This window comes from Streptomyces sp. NPDC002088, from assembly GCF_040296605.1.
In the GTDB taxonomy this organism is placed as follows: domain Bacteria; phylum Actinomycetota; class Actinomycetes; order Streptomycetales; family Streptomycetaceae; genus Streptomyces.
The window spans coordinates 348,114-367,904 of record NZ_JBEOXO010000008.1; the positions used below are offsets into that span (position 1 = coordinate 348,114).

17 protein-coding genes and 1 pseudogene are annotated in these 19,791 nt (G+C 70.8%); 4 read left to right on the top strand and 14 right to left on the bottom strand.

The window, feature by feature from the left end:
* Positions 1-122 precede the first annotated feature (122 nt).
* Positions 123-257 (top strand): hypothetical protein, encoded by a 135-nt coding sequence (locus ABT114_RS20150; RefSeq protein WP_351144161.1) that lies wholly within the window; start codon positions 123-125, stop codon positions 255-257.
* A gap of 22 nt (positions 258-279) precedes the next feature.
* Here the strand turns inward: ABT114_RS20150 and ABT114_RS20155 are convergent, their stop codons facing one another.
* Both ABT114_RS20155 and ABT114_RS20160 read right to left on the bottom strand, forming a co-directional pair.
* A complete protein-coding gene (locus tag ABT114_RS20155) occupies positions 280-741 on the bottom strand; it encodes a GNAT family N-acetyltransferase (RefSeq protein ID WP_351144162.1) in 462 nt (153 codons plus the stop codon).
* 52 nt (positions 742-793) lie between these two features.
* Positions 794-1,816: an aldo/keto reductase family protein gene (locus tag ABT114_RS20160; RefSeq protein WP_351144163.1), complete on the bottom strand. Its 1,023-nt coding sequence runs from the start codon at positions 1,814-1,816 to the stop codon at positions 794-796.
* A 193-nt stretch (positions 1,817-2,009) separates the two neighbouring features.
* Between ABT114_RS20160 and ABT114_RS20165 the strand changes: the two genes are divergently transcribed.
* Positions 2,010-2,516 carry a lytic polysaccharide monooxygenase gene (locus tag ABT114_RS20165; protein ID WP_351144164.1) on the top strand — a complete coding sequence of 169 codons (507 nt, stop codon included), beginning with the start codon at positions 2,010-2,012 and terminating at the stop codon, positions 2,514-2,516.
* A 49-nt stretch (positions 2,517-2,565) separates the two neighbouring features.
* Here ABT114_RS20165 and ABT114_RS20170 read toward each other — a convergent pair whose 3' ends face one another.
* On the bottom strand, positions 2,566-3,426 hold the full coding sequence (locus tag ABT114_RS20170; RefSeq protein WP_351144165.1) for an esterase/lipase family protein: 861 nt from the start codon (positions 3,424-3,426) through the stop codon (positions 2,566-2,568).
* 173 nt (positions 3,427-3,599) lie between these two features.
* The gene (locus tag ABT114_RS20175) at positions 3,600-4,043 is read right to left on the bottom strand and encodes a MarR family winged helix-turn-helix transcriptional regulator (RefSeq protein ID WP_351144166.1); all 444 of its coding nucleotides are present in this window, start codon (positions 4,041-4,043) and stop codon (positions 3,600-3,602) included.
* A gap of 90 nt (positions 4,044-4,133) precedes the next feature.
* Between ABT114_RS20175 and ABT114_RS20180 the strand changes: the two genes are divergently transcribed.
* Positions 4,134-4,508: a cupin domain-containing protein gene (locus ABT114_RS20180; protein WP_351144167.1), complete on the top strand. Its 375-nt coding sequence runs from the start codon at positions 4,134-4,136 to the stop codon at positions 4,506-4,508.
* A gap of 3 nt (positions 4,509-4,511) precedes the next feature.
* Here ABT114_RS20180 and ABT114_RS20185 read toward each other — a convergent pair whose 3' ends face one another.
* The 10 genes and pseudogenes from ABT114_RS20185 to ABT114_RS20230 form a co-directional block, all read right to left on the bottom strand.
* Complete coding sequence (locus ABT114_RS20185) at positions 4,512-5,522, bottom strand: DNA polymerase Y family protein (protein ID WP_351144168.1); 1,011 nt, start codon at positions 5,520-5,522, stop codon at positions 4,512-4,514.
* Complete coding sequence (locus ABT114_RS20190; protein ID WP_351144169.1) at positions 5,519-8,965, bottom strand: DNA polymerase III subunit alpha; 3,447 nt, start codon at positions 8,963-8,965, stop codon at positions 5,519-5,521. Before ABT114_RS20190 ends, ABT114_RS20185 begins: the two co-directional genes overlap by 4 nt.
* A 276-nt stretch (positions 8,966-9,241) precedes the next feature.
* Complete coding sequence (locus tag ABT114_RS20195; RefSeq protein ID WP_351144170.1) at positions 9,242-10,324, bottom strand: S1 family peptidase; 1,083 nt, start codon at positions 10,322-10,324, stop codon at positions 9,242-9,244.
* A 233-nt stretch (positions 10,325-10,557) separates the two neighbouring features.
* Positions 10,558-11,499, bottom strand: a complete 942-nt coding sequence (locus ABT114_RS20200) for a slipin family protein (RefSeq protein ID WP_351144226.1) — start codon at positions 11,497-11,499, stop codon at positions 10,558-10,560.
* Between the two features lie 158 nt (positions 11,500-11,657).
* Positions 11,658-12,557, bottom strand: a complete 900-nt coding sequence (locus tag ABT114_RS20205; RefSeq protein WP_351144171.1) for a S1 family peptidase — start codon at positions 12,555-12,557, stop codon at positions 11,658-11,660.
* Positions 12,558-12,767: 210 nt separating this feature from the next.
* Complete coding sequence (locus tag ABT114_RS20210) at positions 12,768-13,550, bottom strand: DUF1684 domain-containing protein (protein ID WP_351144227.1); 783 nt, start codon at positions 13,548-13,550, stop codon at positions 12,768-12,770.
* A 132-nt stretch (positions 13,551-13,682) separates the two neighbouring features.
* A pseudogene (locus tag ABT114_RS20215) lies at positions 13,683-14,723 on the bottom strand (LLM class flavin-dependent oxidoreductase); the annotation flags it as partial.
* Positions 14,724-14,757: 34 nt separating this feature from the next.
* Positions 14,758-15,519 carry an amino acid ABC transporter ATP-binding protein gene (locus ABT114_RS20220; protein ID WP_351144172.1) on the bottom strand — a complete coding sequence of 254 codons (762 nt, stop codon included), beginning with the start codon at positions 15,517-15,519 and terminating at the stop codon, positions 14,758-14,760.
* Between the two features lie 50 nt (positions 15,520-15,569).
* Complete coding sequence (locus ABT114_RS20225) at positions 15,570-17,360, bottom strand: FAD/NAD(P)-binding protein (protein ID WP_351144173.1); 1,791 nt, start codon at positions 17,358-17,360, stop codon at positions 15,570-15,572.
* Positions 17,357-18,214, bottom strand: a complete 858-nt coding sequence (locus ABT114_RS20230) for an amino acid ABC transporter permease (RefSeq protein ID WP_351144174.1) — start codon at positions 18,212-18,214, stop codon at positions 17,357-17,359. The genes ABT114_RS20225 and ABT114_RS20230 overlap by 4 nt, the downstream gene beginning before the upstream one ends.
* Positions 18,215-18,661: 447 nt before the next feature.
* Here ABT114_RS20230 and ABT114_RS20235 point away from each other — a divergent pair, with 447 nt between their 5' ends.
* Positions 18,662-19,627 (top strand): ABC transporter substrate-binding protein, encoded by a 966-nt coding sequence (locus ABT114_RS20235; protein ID WP_351144175.1) that lies wholly within the window; start codon positions 18,662-18,664, stop codon positions 19,625-19,627.
* The last annotated feature ends 164 nt before the right edge of the window (positions 19,628-19,791 follow it).

Sequence of the window (19,791 nt, forward strand, 5' to 3'; positions counted from 1 at the left end):
CACCACTGACAATCGAATCGTGACTCGGGCCACTGACAGACGGGCGCCGATGAGGAACTCTCGCGACAAGGGTCTACCTCCGTGACAACGCGGAACTCGGTAGACGCTCGAAGGAGGCAGCCATGCGCCGCGTGACAGTGCAGAAGCCCCTGAAGAAGACGGACGCCCGCCGGCTCCGCGAGGAGACCGACGAGCGTCCCGCCGGGCGGCCGGAGGTCCGCAAGGACATCGCACGCACCTGGTGGCCGGACGGCTGACCGGACCGGTCGTCTGCGCCGGTCAGATCAGTCGTTTGCGGTAGTGGATGCGGTCGTAGGGCCCGTCGACGCGGCGTTCCACGACCTCGTATCCGAACTTCGGGTAGATCTTCTGGTTCTCCCACATCATCGCGTTGGTGTAGAGCCTGACCTCGGGTAGACGCAGCGCACGCGCGTGTGCGTCCACGAACTCCAGCAGTCGCCGCCCCACCCCCTTGCCGTGCGCGTCGGGGTGGACGGCGATGCTGTCGAGGAAGAGATGGTCCTCGTACGCCTCCAGCACGACGAGGCCGATCACCCTCCCGGTCCGGGACTCGCCCGCGACGAACACGCGCCCCGCGGCCACGTTCGCCGCGTGGTCCGCCTCCATGGGCTGCGGCACGACGCCGATGCGCTCGATGTAGTGGTGGTAGGCCGCGTCGGTCACGGCCTTCACGGCGGGGACGTCGGCTGCTGCGGCCGGGCGGATCGCGTCGTCGGTCATGCGCGCACGGTATCCAGTTCTGCCCAGGACTCCCACCCCGGCCTCCGTCCGCTCACCCCTTGGACCAGGCGGGCTGCACGTCCATCATGCGGGCGGTCTTGGCCGGATCCCGGTCGACGAGGGGGTCGAGGATCTCGTCCACGGCCTTCATGACCTCGTCGGAGAGGCGTACGCCGGCGGCGGCCGCGTTCTCCCGCACCTGCTCGGGGCGGGTGGCGCCGATCAGGGCCGTGGAGACTCCGGGGCGTTGCAGGGTCCAGGCGATCGCCAGCTGGGCGGGGCTCAGCCCGGCGGACTCGGCGACCGGCAGCAGATCCTGCACGCGCCGCAGCAGTTCGTCGCCGAGGACCCGGCCGATGAAGCGGGGGGCGCGGCCCCCGGCGGCGGCACGGGAGCCTTCGGGTGGCTGCTCTCCGGGACGGTACTTCCCGGTGAGGACGCCCTGGGCCAGCGGCTGGAAGGCGATCTGGCCGAGCCCCTCCCGCTCGCACAGCGGGACCACCTCGGGTTCGATCACCCGCCACAGCATGCTGTACTGCGCCTGGTTGGACACGAACCGGCTGCGCAGGCCGAGCTCGCGGGCGAGCGCGAGCGCCGCGCCGATCTGCGGTGCCGTCCACTCGGAGACGCCGAGGTAGAGCACCTTGCCCTGACGGACCAGGTCGTCGAAGGCGATCAGGGTCTCTTCGAGAGGGGTGCGCTCGTCGAAGCGGTGGGCCTGGTAGAGGTCGACGTAGTCGGTACGCAGGCGGCGCAGCGAGGCATGGCAGGACTCCATGATGTGCTTGCGGGACAGGCCCCGGTCGTTCGGGCCCTCGCCGACGGGGAGGCAGACCTTGGTCGCGATCTCCAGGGATTCACGCCGGGTGCCCTTGAGTGCCTCGCCCAGCAGTTCCTCCGCGGCGCCCATCGCGTAGACGTCCGCGGTGTCGTAGGTCGTGATGCCGCAGTCGAGGGCCGTGCGGATGCACGCGGTGGCGGCGTCCTGGTCCATCGACTCACCGTGGGTGAGCCAGTTTCCGTAGGTGATCTCGCTGATCCGCAGTCCGCTGGTGCCGAGTTGACGGTGTTCCATGTCCACCGACTCTATGCCGCGCCATGCCCCTCAAACCGCCTTTCTGATCGCTCGGTTAGCCCTGCCTTAAAGCGACCATAAGGATCTCCCTCGACCGCCTCCAGCAGGCGATTCCACGGTTTTTTGCGGCTAGCTTGCTGATCACCCCCATGGGATCCGGCCCGCGCCAAGGATCGTTTCGAGGAGTTCCCGCATGCCTGCTCGCCGCCGCAAGCTCGCCGTCGCCGCCACGCTGGGCACGGCGCCGCTCGCCCTGACCGCCCTCGCCGCCGCCCCCGCGGCCGCGCACGGCTCGATGGGCGACCCCGTCAGCCGGGTCTCGCAGTGCTACGCGGAGGGCCCCGAGAGCCCCAAGTCGGATGCCTGCAAGGCGGCGGTCGCGACGGAAACCCCGGCCGCCTCCGCCTCCGCGCCCTCCGAGCAGCAGATCGAGGACGGTGCCGACAAGTCGACGATCGAGCACCACGGCCATGGGGACGACGACGCCAGTACGTCGGCGGAGCCGAGCACGGAACCGACCGCGGAGGCCGTTGCCGCCAATGAGCCGAAGGCGGCCGGCGCGACCGAGAACCTGGCCGAGACCGGCGGTGACGGCAGCACCCCGTATCTCGCCGTCGGCGGCGCGGCCGCGCTGGCGCTCGGGGCGGCGGTGCTGTTCGCGTCGGTGCGGCGGCGTGCGACGGGCGGCGGCAGCGAATGAGGCTCCGGGGCCTGACCGGCGGCTCAGGCCGGACAGGCCCCGGCGGTGGTCAGCTCAGCACCGACGCACAGGTGGTCGCGGTGGCGTGCGCCGGGTCGAGGGCGTTCGCCACCTCGTGGAAGGCGATCCGGTCGGTCAGTCCGAGGAGTACGTGCTCGGACAGGTCGAGCGGGCACAGGTCCTGGATCAGGACGTTCTTCACGTCGGACCCGCTCAGGAACTGGGTCCGATACGGGGTGACGACCTCGTCGTACTTGCTGGCGATGACCGTGTAGTGGACGCCGGGCACGGTGTCGCCGCCCGCGTTGAGCTTGGTCATGAAGTCGGACCCGACGATCTGCTGGGCGAGCGCGGGGGTGGCCAGGGTGAGCAGGTCCTCGGCGCCCGGGAAGTACGGCAGCAGGTTGGTGAGCCCGCTGAGGGTGGTGCCGTGGTTGTTGGGTGCGATGCCGACGAGGGCGTTCACCTTGGCGGCTCCGCCGAGGAACTTCAGGTAGTAGCGGGGCATCATGCCGCCCTGCGAGTGGCCGACCAGGTCGGCCTTGGCGGCGCCGGTCGCGGCGAGCACCTTGTCGACGAAGGCGGACAGCTGCTCGGCCGACTTGTCGATGGGACCGAGGGCGTGGAAGAAGGGGACGCCCGGCAGCTCGCCGTAGTCGAGGGAGAAGACGCAGTAGTCGCGGTCCTCGAGGTACGGGGCGAGGGACAGCCAGTTGTCGACGGAGTTGGCGAAGGTCCCGTGGACCAGGACGACGGGGCGGGGGTGGGCGGCGGACGGCTTGCAGGAGTAGTCGTTCCAGCCACTCGACGAGGTCGCGGCCGCGTGGGCGGCGGTGGCGGGGACGGCGGCGACCGCGGCGGTCAGCAGCAGCGCGACCAGCGGTCTGAGCACTCGCTTCCAGGGCAGCATCGTGTGATCTCCTTGCGGCTCAAGGGAGTTGCGACGGCCTTACGCCCTGTGATCCGGATCACGAGGATGCTGTTCATTCGTCAAGTTACGAGCGAGTAGCTCAGGTGTGAAGTTACGCGTCAGTAAAAAATTCCAGTGATAACTGGCAGGGTCGGGGCGGGGCGGACAAAGCATCACCAGGCGGGCCTGATGCGACCGTAGGGCGCGATGCGCGCCAAGTGGTCACGCAACACGCCCACTTCACCCTCACCGAGCAGCTCGACCCACCCCGCCACGACCTCGGCGGCCGCCTCCTCCGCCGCACGGGTACAGGCCCACCCCCGCTCGGTCAGCACGACGAGCCGGGCCCGCGCATCACCGGGATGCGGCCGCCGCTCGGCGTACCCCTTGCGCACGATCTCGTCGACGAGCTGGCTCGCGGCCTGCTTCGTCACCCCGAGATGGGCGGCGAGCTCGGTGACCGTCGCACCGTCCGGGGCGAGCCGGACGAAGGCGAAGCCGTACGCGGGCCGCCCCTCGAACCCGCGGGCGACGACACCGTCGTTGATGCGCTTGGTCAGGTCGCCCGCGGTGGCGAGCAGGACGGCGGTCAGGGCGAGGGCCTCGGAGTTCTGCACGCTGCATTGAAACACCCTTGACGAATTGGTCAAGCAGCTTGACCATATAGTCAACCTGCTTGACCATCTTCGACTGGAGGCACGGCACCCATGCCCGTCATCCGCTCGTCCGAAGCCGTCACCCACGAGTTGCACGGCGCCCGTTTCGTCTCGTACGCCACTCCCCTCACCGGCAGCAAGGAACTCTGCGCCTGGCGAGGTGAGATCCCGCCGGGGACCAAGGCGCCCGCGCACACCGTCAACCGGGAGGAGATCTTCCATCTGCTCGACGGCGAGCTCCTGATCACGCTCGACGGCCGCGTCGACCGCATCACCGCCGGCGACACGGTGATCATCAACCCCGGAGCGACGCTCGCCGTCGAGAACCCGGCGGACCGGACCGCGGTCTCCTGGGTCACCACGTCCATCGGCCTGGAGGCGGAGCTGGCCGACGGCACACGGATCGCTCCCCCGTGGGCGCACTGAGTCCTACGCGGCCAGCGTCCCCGGCATCACCGCCCTCGGCCCGAACTTCGCCCGCGCGCGGTCCGCGACCTCCTCGATGCGGCGGATCTTCTCGTCGGCGGGGTCGAAGGTGAGCTGGTAGGAGGCCTGTTCGGCGGGGCCGAGGCCCTCCGCGCGCAGGGTGACCGCACGGACGCGGGCCCGCTGGAGGCCGAGCGCCTCGTACATGCCGTACGCCGTCTTCGTCAGCGCGGCGGAGTGCGCGGTCGGCTCCTTGAGGGTGCGGCTGCGGGTCGTCGAGATGGAGGTCCCCCCGCTCGAGCCTGTTCGAGAGCGGGGGAGGTCGGCGTAGCGCACGGTGAGGGTGAGGGTGCGGCACACCTTGCCCAGGGCGCGCAGTCGAGCGCCCAGTTCACCGGCGGCCGAGAGCAGCGCGCGGCGGTGCCGGTCCGGGTCCAGCTCGTCGCGGGTGAAGGGGCGTTCGGCGGCCAGAGAGCGGGAGACGGCGTTCGGTACGACCCGGCCGCGGTCGACGCCGTTCGCCTTCTCGTGCAGTTCGCGGCCGGCCTTGGCGCCCACCAGACGCTGGAGCGTGGACAGGGGTGCGGCGGCGGCCCGGCCGAGGGTGTCGAGGCCGTACTCGCACAGGGTGCGGGCGGTCGCGGTGCCGATGCCGGGCAGCGCGGCGACGGGCCGCTCGGCGAGGAACTCCGCGACGGCCTCCGGATCGCCGGGGACCGCACAGGTCACCCCGGGGGCGGCCTCGGCCAGCGCCATCCGGGCCAGCATCGGTCCCGGTCCGGCGCCGATCACGCAGTCGACGCCGTGGTGGGCGAGGGCGCGGACCCGGATCACCGACGCCAGCTCGACGGCGCCGCGCCCGAAGTACCGTTCGGCGCCCCGCAGATCGACGAGCGCACCGTCCGGAGGCAGCGCCTCGACGACGGGCGTGAACTCCTCGAGGAGCCCGAGCAGCTGAGGCAGGGCCGCCTCGTACATCGGAGGCAGCTGGAAACGTACACAGAGAATGGTCATCCCGCACTCCCCGGACTCTGGTGCCACAACTTCTTTCCACCCGCCGGGCCTTCGCCCGCGGGACGCAGATCGGCCCAGGGGTGCATCTCGTACCCCGTGGGCATACGGATCGTCCGGCCCTGCGCCGGATCGGCCTCCGCCTGGTGAAGCACAGGTGCCGCCAGCCGCGCCGCGACCACGTCGAGGCCGCCCTCGGCGCGCAGTTCGACCAGTTCGGCGAGGTTCCAGGCGGCGGCGCCCACCACGCTGAGGCTGCGCGGGCCGCGCCGCTGCACCACCCCGCGCACCAGCAGCAGCCAGGAGTGGAAGACGGTGTGGGCGCAGGCGTCGTGGGAGTCGTCGAAGAAGGCGAGGTCGACCAGGCCCGTGCCGTCGTCCAGCGTGCTGAAGATGACCCGCTTGCCGGACCGGATCGGTGGGGTCTGGGTCGCCGCCTTGGCGCCCGCGACCAGGACCGTCTCACCGTGCCGTGCATCGCGCAGCCGTCGCGCCGACACCACGCCCAGCTCGTCGAGGAACGCGCGGTGGTCGTCCATCAGGTTGCGCGAGGTGTCCATGGACAGCACGCCCAGCTCGGCGCTGAGGCGCTCCGCGTCGGACAGGTCCGGCAGCCCGGCCGGGGCCGTCTTGCATCCTCCCGCCAACGGGAGTTGACCGCCGCCCGCACCCCGCCCGCCCCGGTGCAGCTCGGTCAGGTGCAGTTGCAGATCACGGCGGTTGGCGCCGAACGCGTCCAACGCGCCCACCTGCGCCAGTCTTTGAGCGAGCGGACGGCTCGGCCGGGCCCGCTCCCAGAAGTCGAGCAGCGAGGCGTACGGCTGCCCGTCCGCGATCCGGGCCGCCTCGGCTTCGCTGATGCCGTGCACGTCGGAGAGGGCGAGGCGCAGGCCCCACGCAGCAGGAGATTCAGACACCAGTTCGATACGGTGTGCGACCGCCGACCTGTTCACGTCCAACGGCAGGATCGGCACCCCGCGCCGCCGCGCGTCCGCCAGCAGCAGCCGCTTCGGATACATCCCCGGGTCGTGCGTGAGCAGCCCGGCGTAGAAGGCGGCCGGGTGGTGCGCCTTCAGCCACGCCGACTGGTACGTCGGTACGGCGAAGGCGACGGCATGCGCCTTGCAGAAGCCGTAGCTGCCGAAGGCCTCGACGATCTCCCAGGTCCGCTGGATCGTTTCCGCGTCGTATCCGTTCGCCGCCGCGTGCTGCGCGAACCAGAAACGGATCCGCCCCTGCGACTCCGGGTCGGACAGCCCGCGCCGCACCTGGTCCGCCTCGCCGCGCCCGCAGCCGGTCATGATGTCGACGATGTCGATGATCTGCTCATGGAAGACGACGACCCCGTACGTCTCCTTCAGCGGTCCTTCCAGGTCCGGGTGCGGATACCGGATCGTCGCCCGCCCGTGCCGTGCCTCGATGAACGGCCGCACCATGTCGGCGGCGACCGGCCCCGGCCGGAAGAGCGAGATGTCGACGACCAGGTCGTGGAAGGTGGCCGGCTGGAGCCGCCCGACCAGGTCCCGCTGGCCCGGCGACTCGATCTGGAAGCAGCCCAACGTCTCGGTGGAGCGGATGAGTCGATATGTCGCCGGGTCGCCCGGCGGGACGGAGTCCAGGTCGAGCCGCCCCCCTGTCGCCCGCTCCACCTCCGCGACCGCGTGCGCCATCGCCGACTGCATCCGCACCCCGAGCACGTCGAGCTTGAGCAGCCCGAGGTCCTCGACGTCGTCCTTGTCGAACTGGGACATGGGGAACCCCTCGCCGCTGGTCGGCATGACCGGCGTACGGGCCAGGAGCGAGGCGTCGGACAGGAGCACTCCGCAGGGGTGCATGGCGACTCCGCGCGGGAGGGCGTCGAGGGCCTCGACCAGCTCCCACAGCTTTCCGTACTTCTGCTTCTCGCCTGCCAGTTCCCTGAGTTCGGGCAGCTCCTCCAGCGCCGCGCGGGCGTCGCGGGCGCGGATGTGCGGGAAGGACTTGGCGATGCGGTCGATCTCGGCGGGGTCCATGGAGAGCGCGGCCCCGACGTCACGGACGGCGTGCCGCACCCGGTACGTCTCCGGCATGGCGACCGTCGCGACCCGCTCGGCGCCGAAGCGGCCGATGATCGCGCGGTAGACCTCCAGCCGGCGCGCGGACTCCACGTCGATGTCGATGTCGGGCAGGACCAGCCGGCGCTTGGACAGGAAGCGCTCCATCAGCAGCCCGTGTTCGACGGGGTCGGCGTGCGCGATGCCGAGGAGGTGGTTGACGAGGGAGCCCGCGCCGGAGCCGCGCGCGGCGACCCGGATGCCCATGTCCCGTACGTCGTCCACGACCTGGGCGACCGTCAGGAAGTAGGAGGCGAAGCCGTGGTGGGCGATGATGTCCAGCTCCTGGTGCATCCGCTCCCAGTAGGCGCGCCGGGTGTCGTAGCCGCGTAGCACCATCCCGGCCGCCGCCCGTGAGGCGAGCGCCCGCTGGGCGGTGCGGCGGCCGGCGCCGACGAGGTGCGGCTCGGGGAAGTGGACGGTGCCGATGCCGAGGTCGTCCTCGGGGTCGACCAGGCACGCGGCGGCGGTGGCCCGGGTCTGCTCCAGCAGGCGGTGGGCGGTGTCGCGCCGGTAGCCCGCGGCCTCGACGATCCGTTCCGCCGCTTCGAGCATGGCGTCGGCACCCTTGAGCCAGGCCTCGCCGGAGTCCAGCTCCTTGGCGGGGTCGATCGGGACCAGGCGGCGGGCGGCGTCCAGGACGTCGGCGACCGGGCCCTGGCCGGGGTCGGCGTACCGGACGGCATTGCTGAGCACGGGGCGTACGCGCTGCTCGGCGGCGAAGCCGACGGTGCGGGCGGCCAGGCGCAGGGAGCCCGGGCCGGTGCCCTGGCGGCCGTGCCAGACGGCTTCGAGGCGCAGGGCGTCGCCGTAGATCTCGCGCCAGGGAACGAGGAGCCGGGCCGCGCGGTCCGGGCGCCCCGCGGCGAGCGCGCGGCCGACGTCGGAGGCGGGGCCGAGCAGCACGGTCAGGCCGTCGGCGTGGTTGTCGGACCGGGGCAGCAGCGGTGCCCCCTCGCCGGCCTGCGCTGCCGTGACGAGCCTGCAGAGATCGGCCCAGCCGGCCGCGCCGTCCCGGGCCAGGAAGGTGACCCGGGGTGTCGACTCATCGATGAAGGCACCGCCGCGCACCGGGGCGCGGCGCCTTTCCGGTCGTACGGACTCGCCCTCCCGTACCGGCTCTCGCACCGGCCCGGACTCCTCGACCGCCAGATCTACGCCGAACAGCGGGCGGATGCCCGCCTTCGCGCAGGCCTTGGCGAAGCGGACCGTACCGGCGAGGGTGTCGCGGTCGGTGAGGGCGAGGGCGTCCATGCCCCGCTCGGAGGCGCGCTCGGCCAGCCGTTCCGGGTGCGAGGCGCCGTAGCGCAGGGAGAACCCGGAGACGGTGCGCAGATGCGTGAAGCCCGGCACACGCACCTCCCGCACTCGTGAGCCCAGCCCGGCTCTCGAACATTAGTTCCCAACTGCCTCACCCCTACCATACCCCCAATCTCGAACATGTGTACGACATCCGCTCGGACCCCTCCCACCTGCGCAAACGCCGGGTACGCCCCGCACATGCGGAAGTCCCGCCCCTCGCGCGCGGGGCGGGACTTCTTCGGCTTCTTCGGCTTCTTCGGCTTCTTGAGCTTCTTGAGCTTCTTGAGCTTCTTGAGCTTCTCCGGCTTCCCCGGCGGGCCGGTGCCGTCAGCCGATCTGTGCGCCGAAGGCCGACAGCGCCTCGGTGACCGGCTGGAAGAAGGTCTCGCCGCCCGAGGTGCAGTCGCCGCTGCCGCCGGAGGTGAGACCGATCGCGGCGTCGCCGTCGAAGAGCGAGCCGCCGCTGTCGCCGGGCTCGGCGCAGACGTCGGTCTGGATGAGACCGTTGACGATGTCGCCGTTGCCGTAGTTCACGGTGGCGTCCAGGCCGGTGACCGTGCCGGAGTGCACCTGGGTCGTCGAGCCGCTGCGGGTCACCTTCTCGCCGACCGTGGCGTCGGCCGCCCTGGTGATGGCCTGCGCGGAGCCGTTGTAGAGGTCGACCTCGCTCGGGTGGTCCACCTCCGCGGTGTACTTGACCAGGCCGAAGTCGTTGTCCGGGAAGCTGGACTGCTCGTTCTGGCCGATCGTGGTGCCGCTGGAGTCCGTCCAGGTGGAGATGGCCTCGGTGCAGTGACCCGCGGTGATGAAGTACGGCTGGCCGCCCTTGACCACGTTGAAGCCGAGCGAGCAGCGCCCGCCCGACCCGGTGATCGCGTCGCCGCCGGCGATGAAGGGCTTGAACTCCCCCTCACTGCGCTTGAGTTCGGCCACGGAGCCGAGCCCGTCGACGACCTTGCCGAGCTTGGCCCACTCGGCGTCGGAGACGGTGCGGTCGGCGGTGACGACGACCTGGTTGGTGCGTGGATCGGTCACCCAGGCGGTGCCGGGGATGGTCGCGTCGTCCTTGAGGGCCGTCCGGGCGCTCTTCAGCTCGGCGAGGGAGTTCTCGACGACTCTGGCCTTGGCGCCGGCCGCCTCGACCGTCTTGGCGGCGGTCTCGTCGAGCACGTTCACCACGAGGCTCTTGGTGTTCGCGTCGTAATACGTTCCCGCGGCGTCGGTGCCGAGGGCCTTGCCGAGCATCGAGGCGAGGTTTCCGGCCGCCACGGCCGACAGGGTCCGGGGTGCGGAGGCCTTGGCGGGCTCGCTGGCGTTCGCACTCTGGAAGGCGACTCCCGTGGCGACCAGCGCGGTGATGACCGCACCTGCCACGGCCGCACGGCGCCTGGGTATGCGTCGGTGCTTCAACTCGCGTCCTCCTGTGGGGGGTCGGCCCGGCAGGCTGTGGGGGCCTGACGGACCGGAAGGCTGGTTGACGGGCGCCAACTCTTCCGAACCGCACAGGGAGCGCACAAGGTCGACTTCAGGACGCGCATACGGCAACCCCCGTGCGCCCCCTCGGCCTTGACCGCCCCCATCACCCCAGGACGATTCGCACTGCAAACACTACGCGCGAGTAACCCATCACCAGCCAGTGAGGTCTAGCCCTGTCTTGAATTCACCCCTTCGGAGTCCACATCCAAGCGGGGTGCGACGGGCGGAAGTTGCTCCTGCACCGGTTGCCGCGCTGCCTGCTGCGCCACGGGCGGCGGCTGCGGAACCGGTTGTTGGACCGGTTGTTGGACCGGTTGTTGGACCGGCTGCTGGACCGGCTGCTGGACCGGCTGCTGGGCCTTCTCCAGGAAGCGCAGCAGCTCCACCGGGAAGGGCAGGACGAGCGTGGAGTTCTTCTCGGCGGCGACCGCCACCACCGTCTGCAGCAGCCGCAGTTGCAGCGCGGCGGGCGTGTCCGCCATCTGCTGCGCGGCCTCCGCGAGCTTCTTCGACGCCTGGAGCTCGCCGTCGGCGTTGATGACCCGGGCCCGCCGCTCCCGGTCCGCCTCGGCCTGCCGGGCCATGGAGCGCTTCATGGTCTCGGGCAGGGACACGTCCTTGATCTCGACCCGGTCGATGGAGACGCCCCACTCCACGGCCGGGCTGTCGATCATCAGCTCCAGGCCCTGGTTGAGCTTCTCCCGGTCCGACAGCAGGTCGTCCAGCTCGCTCTTGCCGATGATGGACCGCAGCGAGGTCTGCGCCATCTGCGCGACCGCGAAACGGTAGTCCTCGACCCGTACGACCGCTTCGGCCGGCCCGATCACCTTGAAGTAGACGACGGCGTCCACGCGCACGGTCACGTTGTCCCGGGTGATGCCCTCCTGGCCCGGCACCGGCATCGTCACGATCTGCATGTTGACCTTGCGGAGCTTGTCCACGAACGGCACGATCATCGTGAACCCGGGCCCGCGCACCTCGGGCCGGAGCCTGCCGAGCCGGAACACCACACCCCGTTCGTACTGCTTGACGACTCGCGCGGCCGCCATCACGTACACCACTCCGGCGGACGCGAGCGTCACTCCCGCCGCCACCAGCTCCTCGACCATCACGGCCCCCAGGGTCCGACGTGGGCGTCTCGCAGGGGATCGCCGCCTGCACTTCGCCACTTCGACGGTAACTCCGGCATACGGACAAGGGCGAGCCCCCGCACGGCAGTTGCGTGCGGGGGCTCACCTTGCCGCTGGCTGCGGACCGAAGGGGATCGTCAGCCGACGCTCACGCCGTAGTAGTTCAGCGCCTCGACGACCGGCTGGAAGAAGGTCGTACCGCCGGAGGTGCAGTTGCCGCTGCCGCCGGAAGTCAGACCGTAGGCCACGGTACCCGCGTAGAGCGGGCCGCCGCTGTCGCCGCCCTCGGCGCAGACCGTGGTCTGGATCATCTGGTAGACGATGTCGCCGCTGCCGTAGTTGACCGTGGCGTTCAGCGCCGTGACCCGGCCGCTGTGCGTGCCGGTGGTGGAGCCACGACGGTAGACGGTCGTGCCCACGCTGGGCGTGGCGGCGCTGCTGATGGTCTGGCTGCCGACCGTGCTCGGGTGGGCGATCGAGCTGTTGGTGTAGCGCACCAGCGCGAAGTCGTTGGTCGGGAAGCTGTAGCTGACGTTCGTGCCCAGCGTCGTGGTGTGACCGGAGTTGGAGTACCAGGTGGAGGCGACCTCACCGCAGTGGCCCGCGGTCAGGAAGTAGTAGGTGCTCCCGCTGTGCACGTTGAAGCCGAGCGAGCAGCGGTAGGCGCCGCCGTAGATGGCGTCGCCACCGGTGATCAGCCGCTTGAACTGACCCGGGGTGTGCTTGATGGTGAGGGCGGCGGCGTTGCCGCCCGCGTCCTTCTTGATCTGCGCGATCTCACTGTCGGAGACCGTGCTGTCGACGGTGACGACCACGCGGTTCGTCTTGGGGTCGACGGCCCAGGCGGTGCCCGCGACATCGGACTTGAGTACGGAGTCCTTGACGCTGCTGAGCTGGGTGGCGCTGAACGTCTGCACGTCACTCGCGTTCGCGGTGGGGACGGCGAACGCGGCCGCGGCCACGAATCCGGTGGCCACGGCGATCAGCCGGGTCCGTCTCGCGAGTCCGCTTCTGGGGGTGGTGCGCTTGATCCTCACTTTTCGTTCCCTCCCAGGGGAAGTCGGGGGCCCGTGTGGGGTCGAGGCCCGTGAGGCGCAGCCAGGAGCGGTGTGTCCGGATCCCGAACACACCGTGTCCCTGACAAGCGCTGAGGGGGAGTATTCGGCCGCACGACCGACGGGCGCAAGGGCGCCTTTCGGCCGTGCAGTCTTCAACTTACCTACAGTCCCCGGGAGTTGATCACCGCGTCAGAGCAGGTTCCGCTCCCCCGCCGGAATCGCGACGGCCAGCCTGTTCCCGGGCGGCGGGAAGGGGCAGATGAAGTGGTCGGCGAAGGCGCACGGAGGCAGCAGGGCACGGTTGAGGTCGACCGTCGTACGACCCTCGGCGTCCGGTGCGGCCGGGCGCAGGAACCGGAAGCGGTAGCTGCTCTCCCCACTGGTGGTGTCGGCGAAAACCGCCCACAGCGAGCCGTCGCCCTCGACCGTCACCTGAAGGCTGAGCTTCTGCCCGTCGAGGGTGAAGGCCAGCTCGCCACCGAGGCCGAGCCCACGCTCGCGCCCGTCCGCGTTCTCGACGCGCACGGTCCGGTCCTCGCCGTACGGCGTGAAGCGCCCCGGCACCGACCAGCGCGGGTCGTACGGGGTGGCCTCGATGCCCTGGAACCGGTGCCGCGCCTCGGCGTCGGGGTCGAAGTCCCGTACGCCCCAGGAGCCCTCGCGGACCAGGACGACCAGCCGGCGCTCGCCCAGTGCGACCCTGGCCGCGGTCACCGGCCCCGGGTCGGCGGCGAGCCGCACCTCGCCGCTGAAGGGCTCCCCGTCCACGGTCAGCCCGTCCGCCTCGGCGGCGGTGAGCACGACCACGTCACCGTCGGCCACCCAGCTCCCCGGGATGTCCGGAAGTTGCCCCTCCGGATAGTCCTCCAGCCAGTGCGTGCCGGTCAGCGCGAGCGGCCCGTAGGGCGCCGAGACCGATTCGGTGCGGAGCTCGTGCCACTGCTTCCAGTCGTCGGATGCGTCCGTCGTCATGTGTATCAACCCTTCCATACCGGGTCGGGCAACCCGAGGTGTGTGTATTCCGCCGTCGGCGGCGTCCCGCCGCATCTGTGTGTCGAGTTCGGCGGCGGTCATGACGTTCTTCCTGTCCCGGCGGGCCGGCCGGCGGGGCAGGGCCAGGTGCTCCCGGAGCGTGCTGCCCGGGTAGAAGGTGCGGAACAGGCCACGGTGCTGGAGCAGCGCCACCGTGCCGTTGACCAGCCGCTCCAGGTCGCGGTGCGGTTCGACGGGGGTGAGGTGGAAGCCGTCGACGGTGCCGTCCCGGTGCCAGGTGGCGATCAGTTCGGCGAGGTCGACGGGGCCGCCGCGGTACAGCGGGCCCTGCGCGGTCTGCCGGGGGCCGCCTCCGCCGTGGCCGGGCTCGGCCGCGTACTCGCCGCCGCCGAGGTCGACGAGGAGGCTCGCGAGGACGCGCAGGCCGTCGGGGTCGCGGCCCGACTCGGTGGCCCTCAGGCGCAGTTCGTCCCGTACGGCGCCCACCTGGGCCGTGTTGGCAGCGCGCACCAGGGCGACGTCGGCGTACCGGGCCGCGGTGCGCCGGGCGTACCCGTCGGTGGCGTCGACCACGCGGATCAGGTGGCCCTGCGGGGGGCGCGGCACGATCGAGGGGCCCTTCGCCGAGAAGGCTGTGCCGGTGAAGTCGACGTGGTGCGGCTTGTCCCGGTCGATCAGGCGGCCGGTCGCCGGGTCCCGTATCCCGGCGTCGTCCTCCCCGCTGTCCCACGACTTCGCCGCCGTGTCGGCGACTTCACCGGCTTCCCGCCACAGCGCGTCGGCCGCGGCGGCGGGCCCGCGGCCGTGGAGGCGGGCCTCCCTCTCCGTCGTCGACACGTCGATCCGCCAGCCCGCCCGGCCGCGGCTGACCCGGTCGAGGGTGGCGACGGCCGCCTGGGCGTGGAAGAGCTCGGTGTGGGTGGTGGTGACGGTGGGAACGAGGCCGATGCGGTGGGTGGCGGGGGCCACGCGGGAGAGCATGGCGAGCGCGTCGGGCCCGGGGCGGGCGAAGGTGTCGTCCAGCGTCACGAAGTCGAGGCCCCCGCGCTCGGCGAGCCGCGCCAACTCGACATAGGAGCCGACGTCGTGGGCCGTCGGCTGGTCGAGGGCGGCGGCCAGGTGCAGCAGCCCCCGGCCGTGCGATGAGGTCATGTGGGTGAACCCTTTCTGCGGTGAGCCACCTTGCTCACAGCACCTTGGAGAGAAATGCCTGTGTCCGCTCGTGCCGGGGACGGTCCAGTACGTCGCCGGGGGCACCCTGCTCGACGATGCGTCCGTCGTCCATGAACACGACCGTGTCGGCGACCTCGCGCGCGAAGCCGATCTCGTGGGTGACGACGATCATCGTGGTGCCCTGGTGGGCCAGGTCCTTGATGACGTCGAGGACCTCGCCGACCAACTCCGGGTCGAGCGCGGAGGTCGGTTCGTCGAACAACAGCAGCTTCGGCTCCAGCGCGAGGGCCCGCGCGATGGCGACCCGCTGCTGCTGTCCACCGGAGAGCTGCCGGGGATAGGCGTCGGCCTTGTCGGCGAGCCCCACCCGGTCCAGGAGTCGGCGTGCGGCCTCCACCGCCGCCCTGCGCGGCCGCTTCAGCGCGGAGACCGGCGCCTCGATGACGTTGTCCAGCACGGTGAGGTGCGGGAAGAGGTTGAAGTTCTGGAAGACGAAGCCGATCTGCGTGCGCTGCCTCAGCACCTCGCGCTCGGGCAGTTCGTGCAGCTTGTCGCCGGAGCGCCGGTAGCCGACGAGAGATCCGTCGACGCTGATCGCGCCCCGGTCCACCTTCTCCAGATGGTTGATGGTGCGCAGCAGCGTCGACTTGCCGGAGCCGGAGGGCCCGAGGATCACGGTGACCTCTCCGGTGCGCACCGCGAGGTCGATGCCCTTGAGGACCTCCAGCGGGCCGAAGCTCTTGTGCACGGACCTGATGTCGACCATGACGCTCATCGCGTGAATCCCTTGGTGTGGAGTGAAGTTCGGTGGGCCGGGAGCGGTGGCTACGCGGCGGCGCGACAGGCCAGGTCCCGCAGGAAGGCCAGCGCGGCCCGTGCGGTGGCGTCGTTCTGCCGGAACGCGGGCCCGCCGGTGCGCGGCCGGGTGAACGCGCCGGGGGTACGGCCGTCGGTGAAGGGCCCGAGCGCGAAGCGCCGGGGATGCGGCCGGCCGGCCCGGTCCAGCACCCGCCCGTCCACGGGGTCCACGCGGAGCAGCCCGTCGGGGGTCTCGGCGGCGCCGTCGGTGTGCAGCCCGCGCAGCAGCGGGTCGCGGGCGCGCCCGAGGGTGGGCTCGGGCAGCCGCGCCTCGACCAGTGCGCGGGCCTCGACGGAGAAGCCGGGCACGGTGGCACTGGACGCCCGGAACACCCCGTCCTCGGCCCTGACGCTCATGTCGGCGCCGACGAACTTCAGGATGCCGGCCCTGGAGAGCGCCGGGATCTGTCGCAGCCGGGGCCCGGGCGGCCCGGAGGCGAGGTAGCTGAAGAATCCGTGCCACCAGGGGCCGATGTCACCGAGCCGCACCAGCTGCCCGTAGACGGACAGCAGTCCGAGGAAGACGGCCAGGTCGGCGCTGTGCGACGGATCATGACGTCGTCTCAGATCATCCTCGATGTAGCCGCGCAACCCCTCCTGGAGGTCCTCGTGCGTGGCGTACCGCATCCCGTCCAGCGGGTGGTCGAGCGCGGCGAGGTCGAGCCGGTCCCGCGGGTCGGGCACGGCGGACGACACGAGCGCCTCGCGCTCCACGGCGTCGGCGGCCGCGTACTTCTCCTCGAAGTCGGTCCAGGCGACGCTGGTCCGCTCGGGGTGGGCCGTGAACAGCCGGTGGTAGTGAGCGAAGCCCAGCTCCTTCTCGACCAGCGGCCAGACATCGCGCCGGAAGTCGAAGCGGTCCGGCCGGGCGAGCAGTGCGTCGACCTCGGCGGGCCCCAGGAACCGGGGCAACGGCGGCCGTTCGCCACTGAGGTCGTAACCGATCTTCGAGTGGTACGGCACTCCGCGCCGCGAACCGACGTACAGCACCGGCTCCCGCCCCGACGGCACGTACGTGTCCCCCTCGTACCGCCCGCCGCGCCCCTCGGTGAGCAGCACCATCAGGTCGACGAAGGCCAGCCCGAAGCCGCGCACGAGGACGGGCTCACCGGCCCCCAGCGCGGACAGGTCGCTGTCGGCTGTGAAGTCCGGCGGGAGGTGCACGAGCCGGTGCTCACGGGCGTACGACGCCAACGCACGCTGCTCGTCGTCGAGTTCTGCGTCGAGATGGCCCAGGGCGAGCACGACGAGGTCGGCGAGGAGGGGCCGGGCAAGCCCCTCCAGCCATACCTGCTGGCGCCCCTCGCGCGCTCCGCCGACCCGCAGGGCGCGCCGCGGGTGGTGATGGACGGTGATCTCCGGGGGCAGCGCGGCCACGGCCCGGTCGTGGACCCAGCTCAGGTACGCGCCCTGGAGCTGCCGGTCCGCGAAGGTACGGCCGTCGATGCCGGCCCACTCGTGCAGCGTGGGCCCCTCGCCCACGGGTCCGGCCATGGTCACCGTCTCGTCGGTGAACATGGTGACGTCCTCGGCGTGCGAGTTCATCCAGAGCAGCGGTGACTGCGCCTGCCGCCAGATACGCCCGGCGCCCGGCTGATGGGGGTCGACCAGATGGATGTCGAGGCCCGAACCGGCGTACAACTCGGGCGCGTTGGCGGCGATCCGCTCGATGAGACCGGTCCCCCGCGGCCCGGCCCCCACGATCACCAGAGACGGCCTGGACGAGGACGGCCCTGACGAGGGCCCGGACGCGGTCATCGGGTGCGCCCCGAACCGCGCGCGTAGTGCTTCTCGACGTAGTACTGGCCGGCGCTGAGCACCGAGGTGACGACGGTGTACCAGATCGTGGCCACCATCAGCAGCGGGATGACCTGGTAAGTGCGGTGGTAGACGAGTTGCACCGAGAAGAGCAGGTCCTGGACGGCGATGACGCTGACGATGGAGGTGCCCTTGAGGGTGCCGATCAGCATGTTCCCGGCCGGCGGCACGATGGAGCGCATCGCCTGCGGGAGCACGATCCGCCACCAGCGGCGCCACCGGCTCAGACCGAGTGCCTGCGCGGCCTCGATCTGGCCGCGGTCGACGGAGAGGATGCCGCCGCGGACGACCTCGGCGGCGTAGGCGGCCTCGTGCAGGGTGAGACCGATGATGGCGACGGTGACGGGGCCGAGCAGGTTGACGGTCTTCACGCCGAGGATCTGCGGATACAGCGCCCCGATGTTGAACCACAGCAGCAGCTGCACCAGGATCGGGATCGACCGGAACAGCCAGACGTACCCCCAACTCACCGCCCTCAGGACCGGGTTGGCGGACAGCCGGGCCGCGGCGAGGAGTGTGCCCAGCGCGAACCCGAGCGCCATCACGACCGCGGTCAGCCACAGCGTGAGCCACAGACCGCGCAGTACCGCGTCCGAGGTGAAGTAGTCGGCGACGACGTCCCACTGGAACGCCTCGTTGCGCAGAACGGAGTTGACGGCCAACCCGAGCAGGGCGAGGACGACGACAGCGGCCGCCCACTGTCCGAGACGGCGCTGCGGAACGATCCGCAGGGTGTCCGCGTGCTCCGGTATGTCCGGTGCGGCGGAGGCTTTTGCGAGGGTGTCGGAAGACATCGGAAGGCTCCGTGGTGGGGTCCCCCCGCTCGAACGAAGCCGAGAGTGGGGGAAGGTCGAACACGGGTGGTTTGCCTTCACACGGGCGCGCCGCGCGGCGCTGCACGGCCGAGCCCCTCAGCAGGGCCGTTCATCGAGAGTACGTGGGCGTTTCCCCTCACTGTCAAGGCCGTCCACACTGTGAGCGGTACGTCTCAAGTCAGTTGACGCGGAACCGGGGACCTGTTCCACTTGGCCCATGCATCCACAGCAGTGGCTGGTCACCCGCTCCCACATCGACTTCGGTCGCGTGTGGTCCTGTTCCTGTTGAGCTGACCCACTGCGCGCCCTGATTCCAGCAGGCGCCTCTTAGCGTTTTCCCTCCTCGCCTTCACACGCGCACCCTCCCCTCGCTCCGCGCTTCCCCGCCTTCTGTTTCAGCGTTCTGCTTCCAGGAGACCGAACACCATGCGCCGTACGTCCGCACGTACCCGTAAAGCCCTTTTTACGCCCTTTATTGCCATTACTTCCGCAACCCTGCTTCTCACCGCCTGCGGCTCCGGCGCCGACTCCGCCGACTCCTCCGCCGGCGGAACCGCGCAGGCCGCGGCGAACTCCGACAAGATCCCCACCACGGACCTCGTCTCCGGCATCCAGAAGGACGAGGCGGCCGCCCAGCTGCTCCCGTCCGGCGTGACGAGCCTGACCGTCGCCGTGTCCGTGGGCGGCACCCCGCCCGGCACCACCTACCTGGACGACGGCAAGACCCTGACCGGCCAGGACGTCGACTTCACCAACGCCGTCGCGAAGGTGCTCGGCATCAAGCTCAAGACGGAGCAGGCCGGTTTCGAGGCGATCCTGCCCGCCCTCGACAGCGGCAAGTACGACTTCGGCGCCAGCAACTTCGGCGTGACCGACGAGCGGCGCAAGACGATCGACTTCGTCACCTACATCAACGACGGCCAGGGCTTCGCCACCCGCGAGGACAGCAAGCTGTCCAAGGTGACCGATCTGACGCAGCTGTGCGGCCTGAACATCGCCACCGGCGCCGGCACCACCTTCGAGGCCACGCTCGAGGAGAACAAGCACGTCTGCACCGACGCCGGCAAGAAGGCGTACAAGGTGCAGACCTACAGCGAGTCCGGCGCGATCTGGTCCTCGGTCCAGCAGGGCCGCAGCGACGTCGTGATGTCCACCATCAACGGCCTCCGCTACGCCGTCGCCCACCAGACGGGCGTGAAGTTCCTCAACGAGTACCACCGCCTGGACGTCGGCTTCGCCTTCAAGAAAGGCACCAAGCTGGCCCCGGCCTTCCAGGCCGCGGTGAACAAGCTCCTCGCGGACGGCACATACGCCAGGATCCTGAAGAAGTGGGGCACGACGGGTTCAGCAATCACGAAGTCGGAGATCTCACCGGCGGAACTGAAGAACTAGAGAGACGCCCCGCGCCCCCTACAAGGGCGCGGGGATCCACGCACCTTTCAGGGGCGCGGGGCTGTGACACTGTGCGGCTCCGCCGCGTGGGCGCGACCAGCCACGACCGGCCCGCACCCGGCAACGGACCGCACCCGCACCCGGCGATGACCCGCACAGCACAG

Excerpts from the sequence above, each read along its gene's own strand:
- ABT114_RS20150 (WP_351144161.1), top strand. The coding sequence starts at position 123 with ATGCGCCGCGTGACAGTGCAGAAGCCCCTGAAGAAGACGGACGCCCGC.
- ABT114_RS20155 (WP_351144162.1), bottom strand. The coding sequence starts at position 741 with ATGACCGACGACGCGATCCGCCCGGCCGCAGCAGCCGACGTCCCCGCC.
- ABT114_RS20160 (WP_351144163.1), bottom strand. The coding sequence starts at position 1,816 with ATGGAACACCGTCAACTCGGCACCAGCGGACTGCGGATCAGCGAGATC.
- ABT114_RS20165 (WP_351144164.1), top strand. The coding sequence starts at position 2,010 with ATGCCTGCTCGCCGCCGCAAGCTCGCCGTCGCCGCCACGCTGGGCACG.
- ABT114_RS20170 (WP_351144165.1), bottom strand. The coding sequence starts at position 3,426 with ATGCTGCCCTGGAAGCGAGTGCTCAGACCGCTGGTCGCGCTGCTGCTG.
- ABT114_RS20180 (WP_351144167.1), top strand. The coding sequence starts at position 4,134 with ATGCCCGTCATCCGCTCGTCCGAAGCCGTCACCCACGAGTTGCACGGC.
- ABT114_RS20185 (WP_351144168.1), bottom strand. The coding sequence starts at position 5,522 with ATGACCATTCTCTGTGTACGTTTCCAGCTGCCTCCGATGTACGAGGCG.
- ABT114_RS20200 (WP_351144226.1), bottom strand. The coding sequence starts at position 11,499 with ATGGTCGAGGAGCTGGTGGCGGCGGGAGTGACGCTCGCGTCCGCCGGA.
- ABT114_RS20210 (WP_351144227.1), bottom strand. The coding sequence starts at position 13,550 with ATGACGACGGACGCATCCGACGACTGGAAGCAGTGGCACGAGCTCCGC.
- ABT114_RS20220 (WP_351144172.1), bottom strand. The coding sequence starts at position 15,519 with ATGAGCGTCATGGTCGACATCAGGTCCGTGCACAAGAGCTTCGGCCCG.
- ABT114_RS20225 (WP_351144173.1), bottom strand. The coding sequence starts at position 17,360 with ATGACCGCGTCCGGGCCCTCGTCAGGGCCGTCCTCGTCCAGGCCGTCT.
- ABT114_RS20230 (WP_351144174.1), bottom strand. The coding sequence starts at position 18,214 with ATGTCTTCCGACACCCTCGCAAAAGCCTCCGCCGCACCGGACATACCG.
- ABT114_RS20235 (WP_351144175.1), top strand. The coding sequence starts at position 18,662 with ATGCGCCGTACGTCCGCACGTACCCGTAAAGCCCTTTTTACGCCCTTT.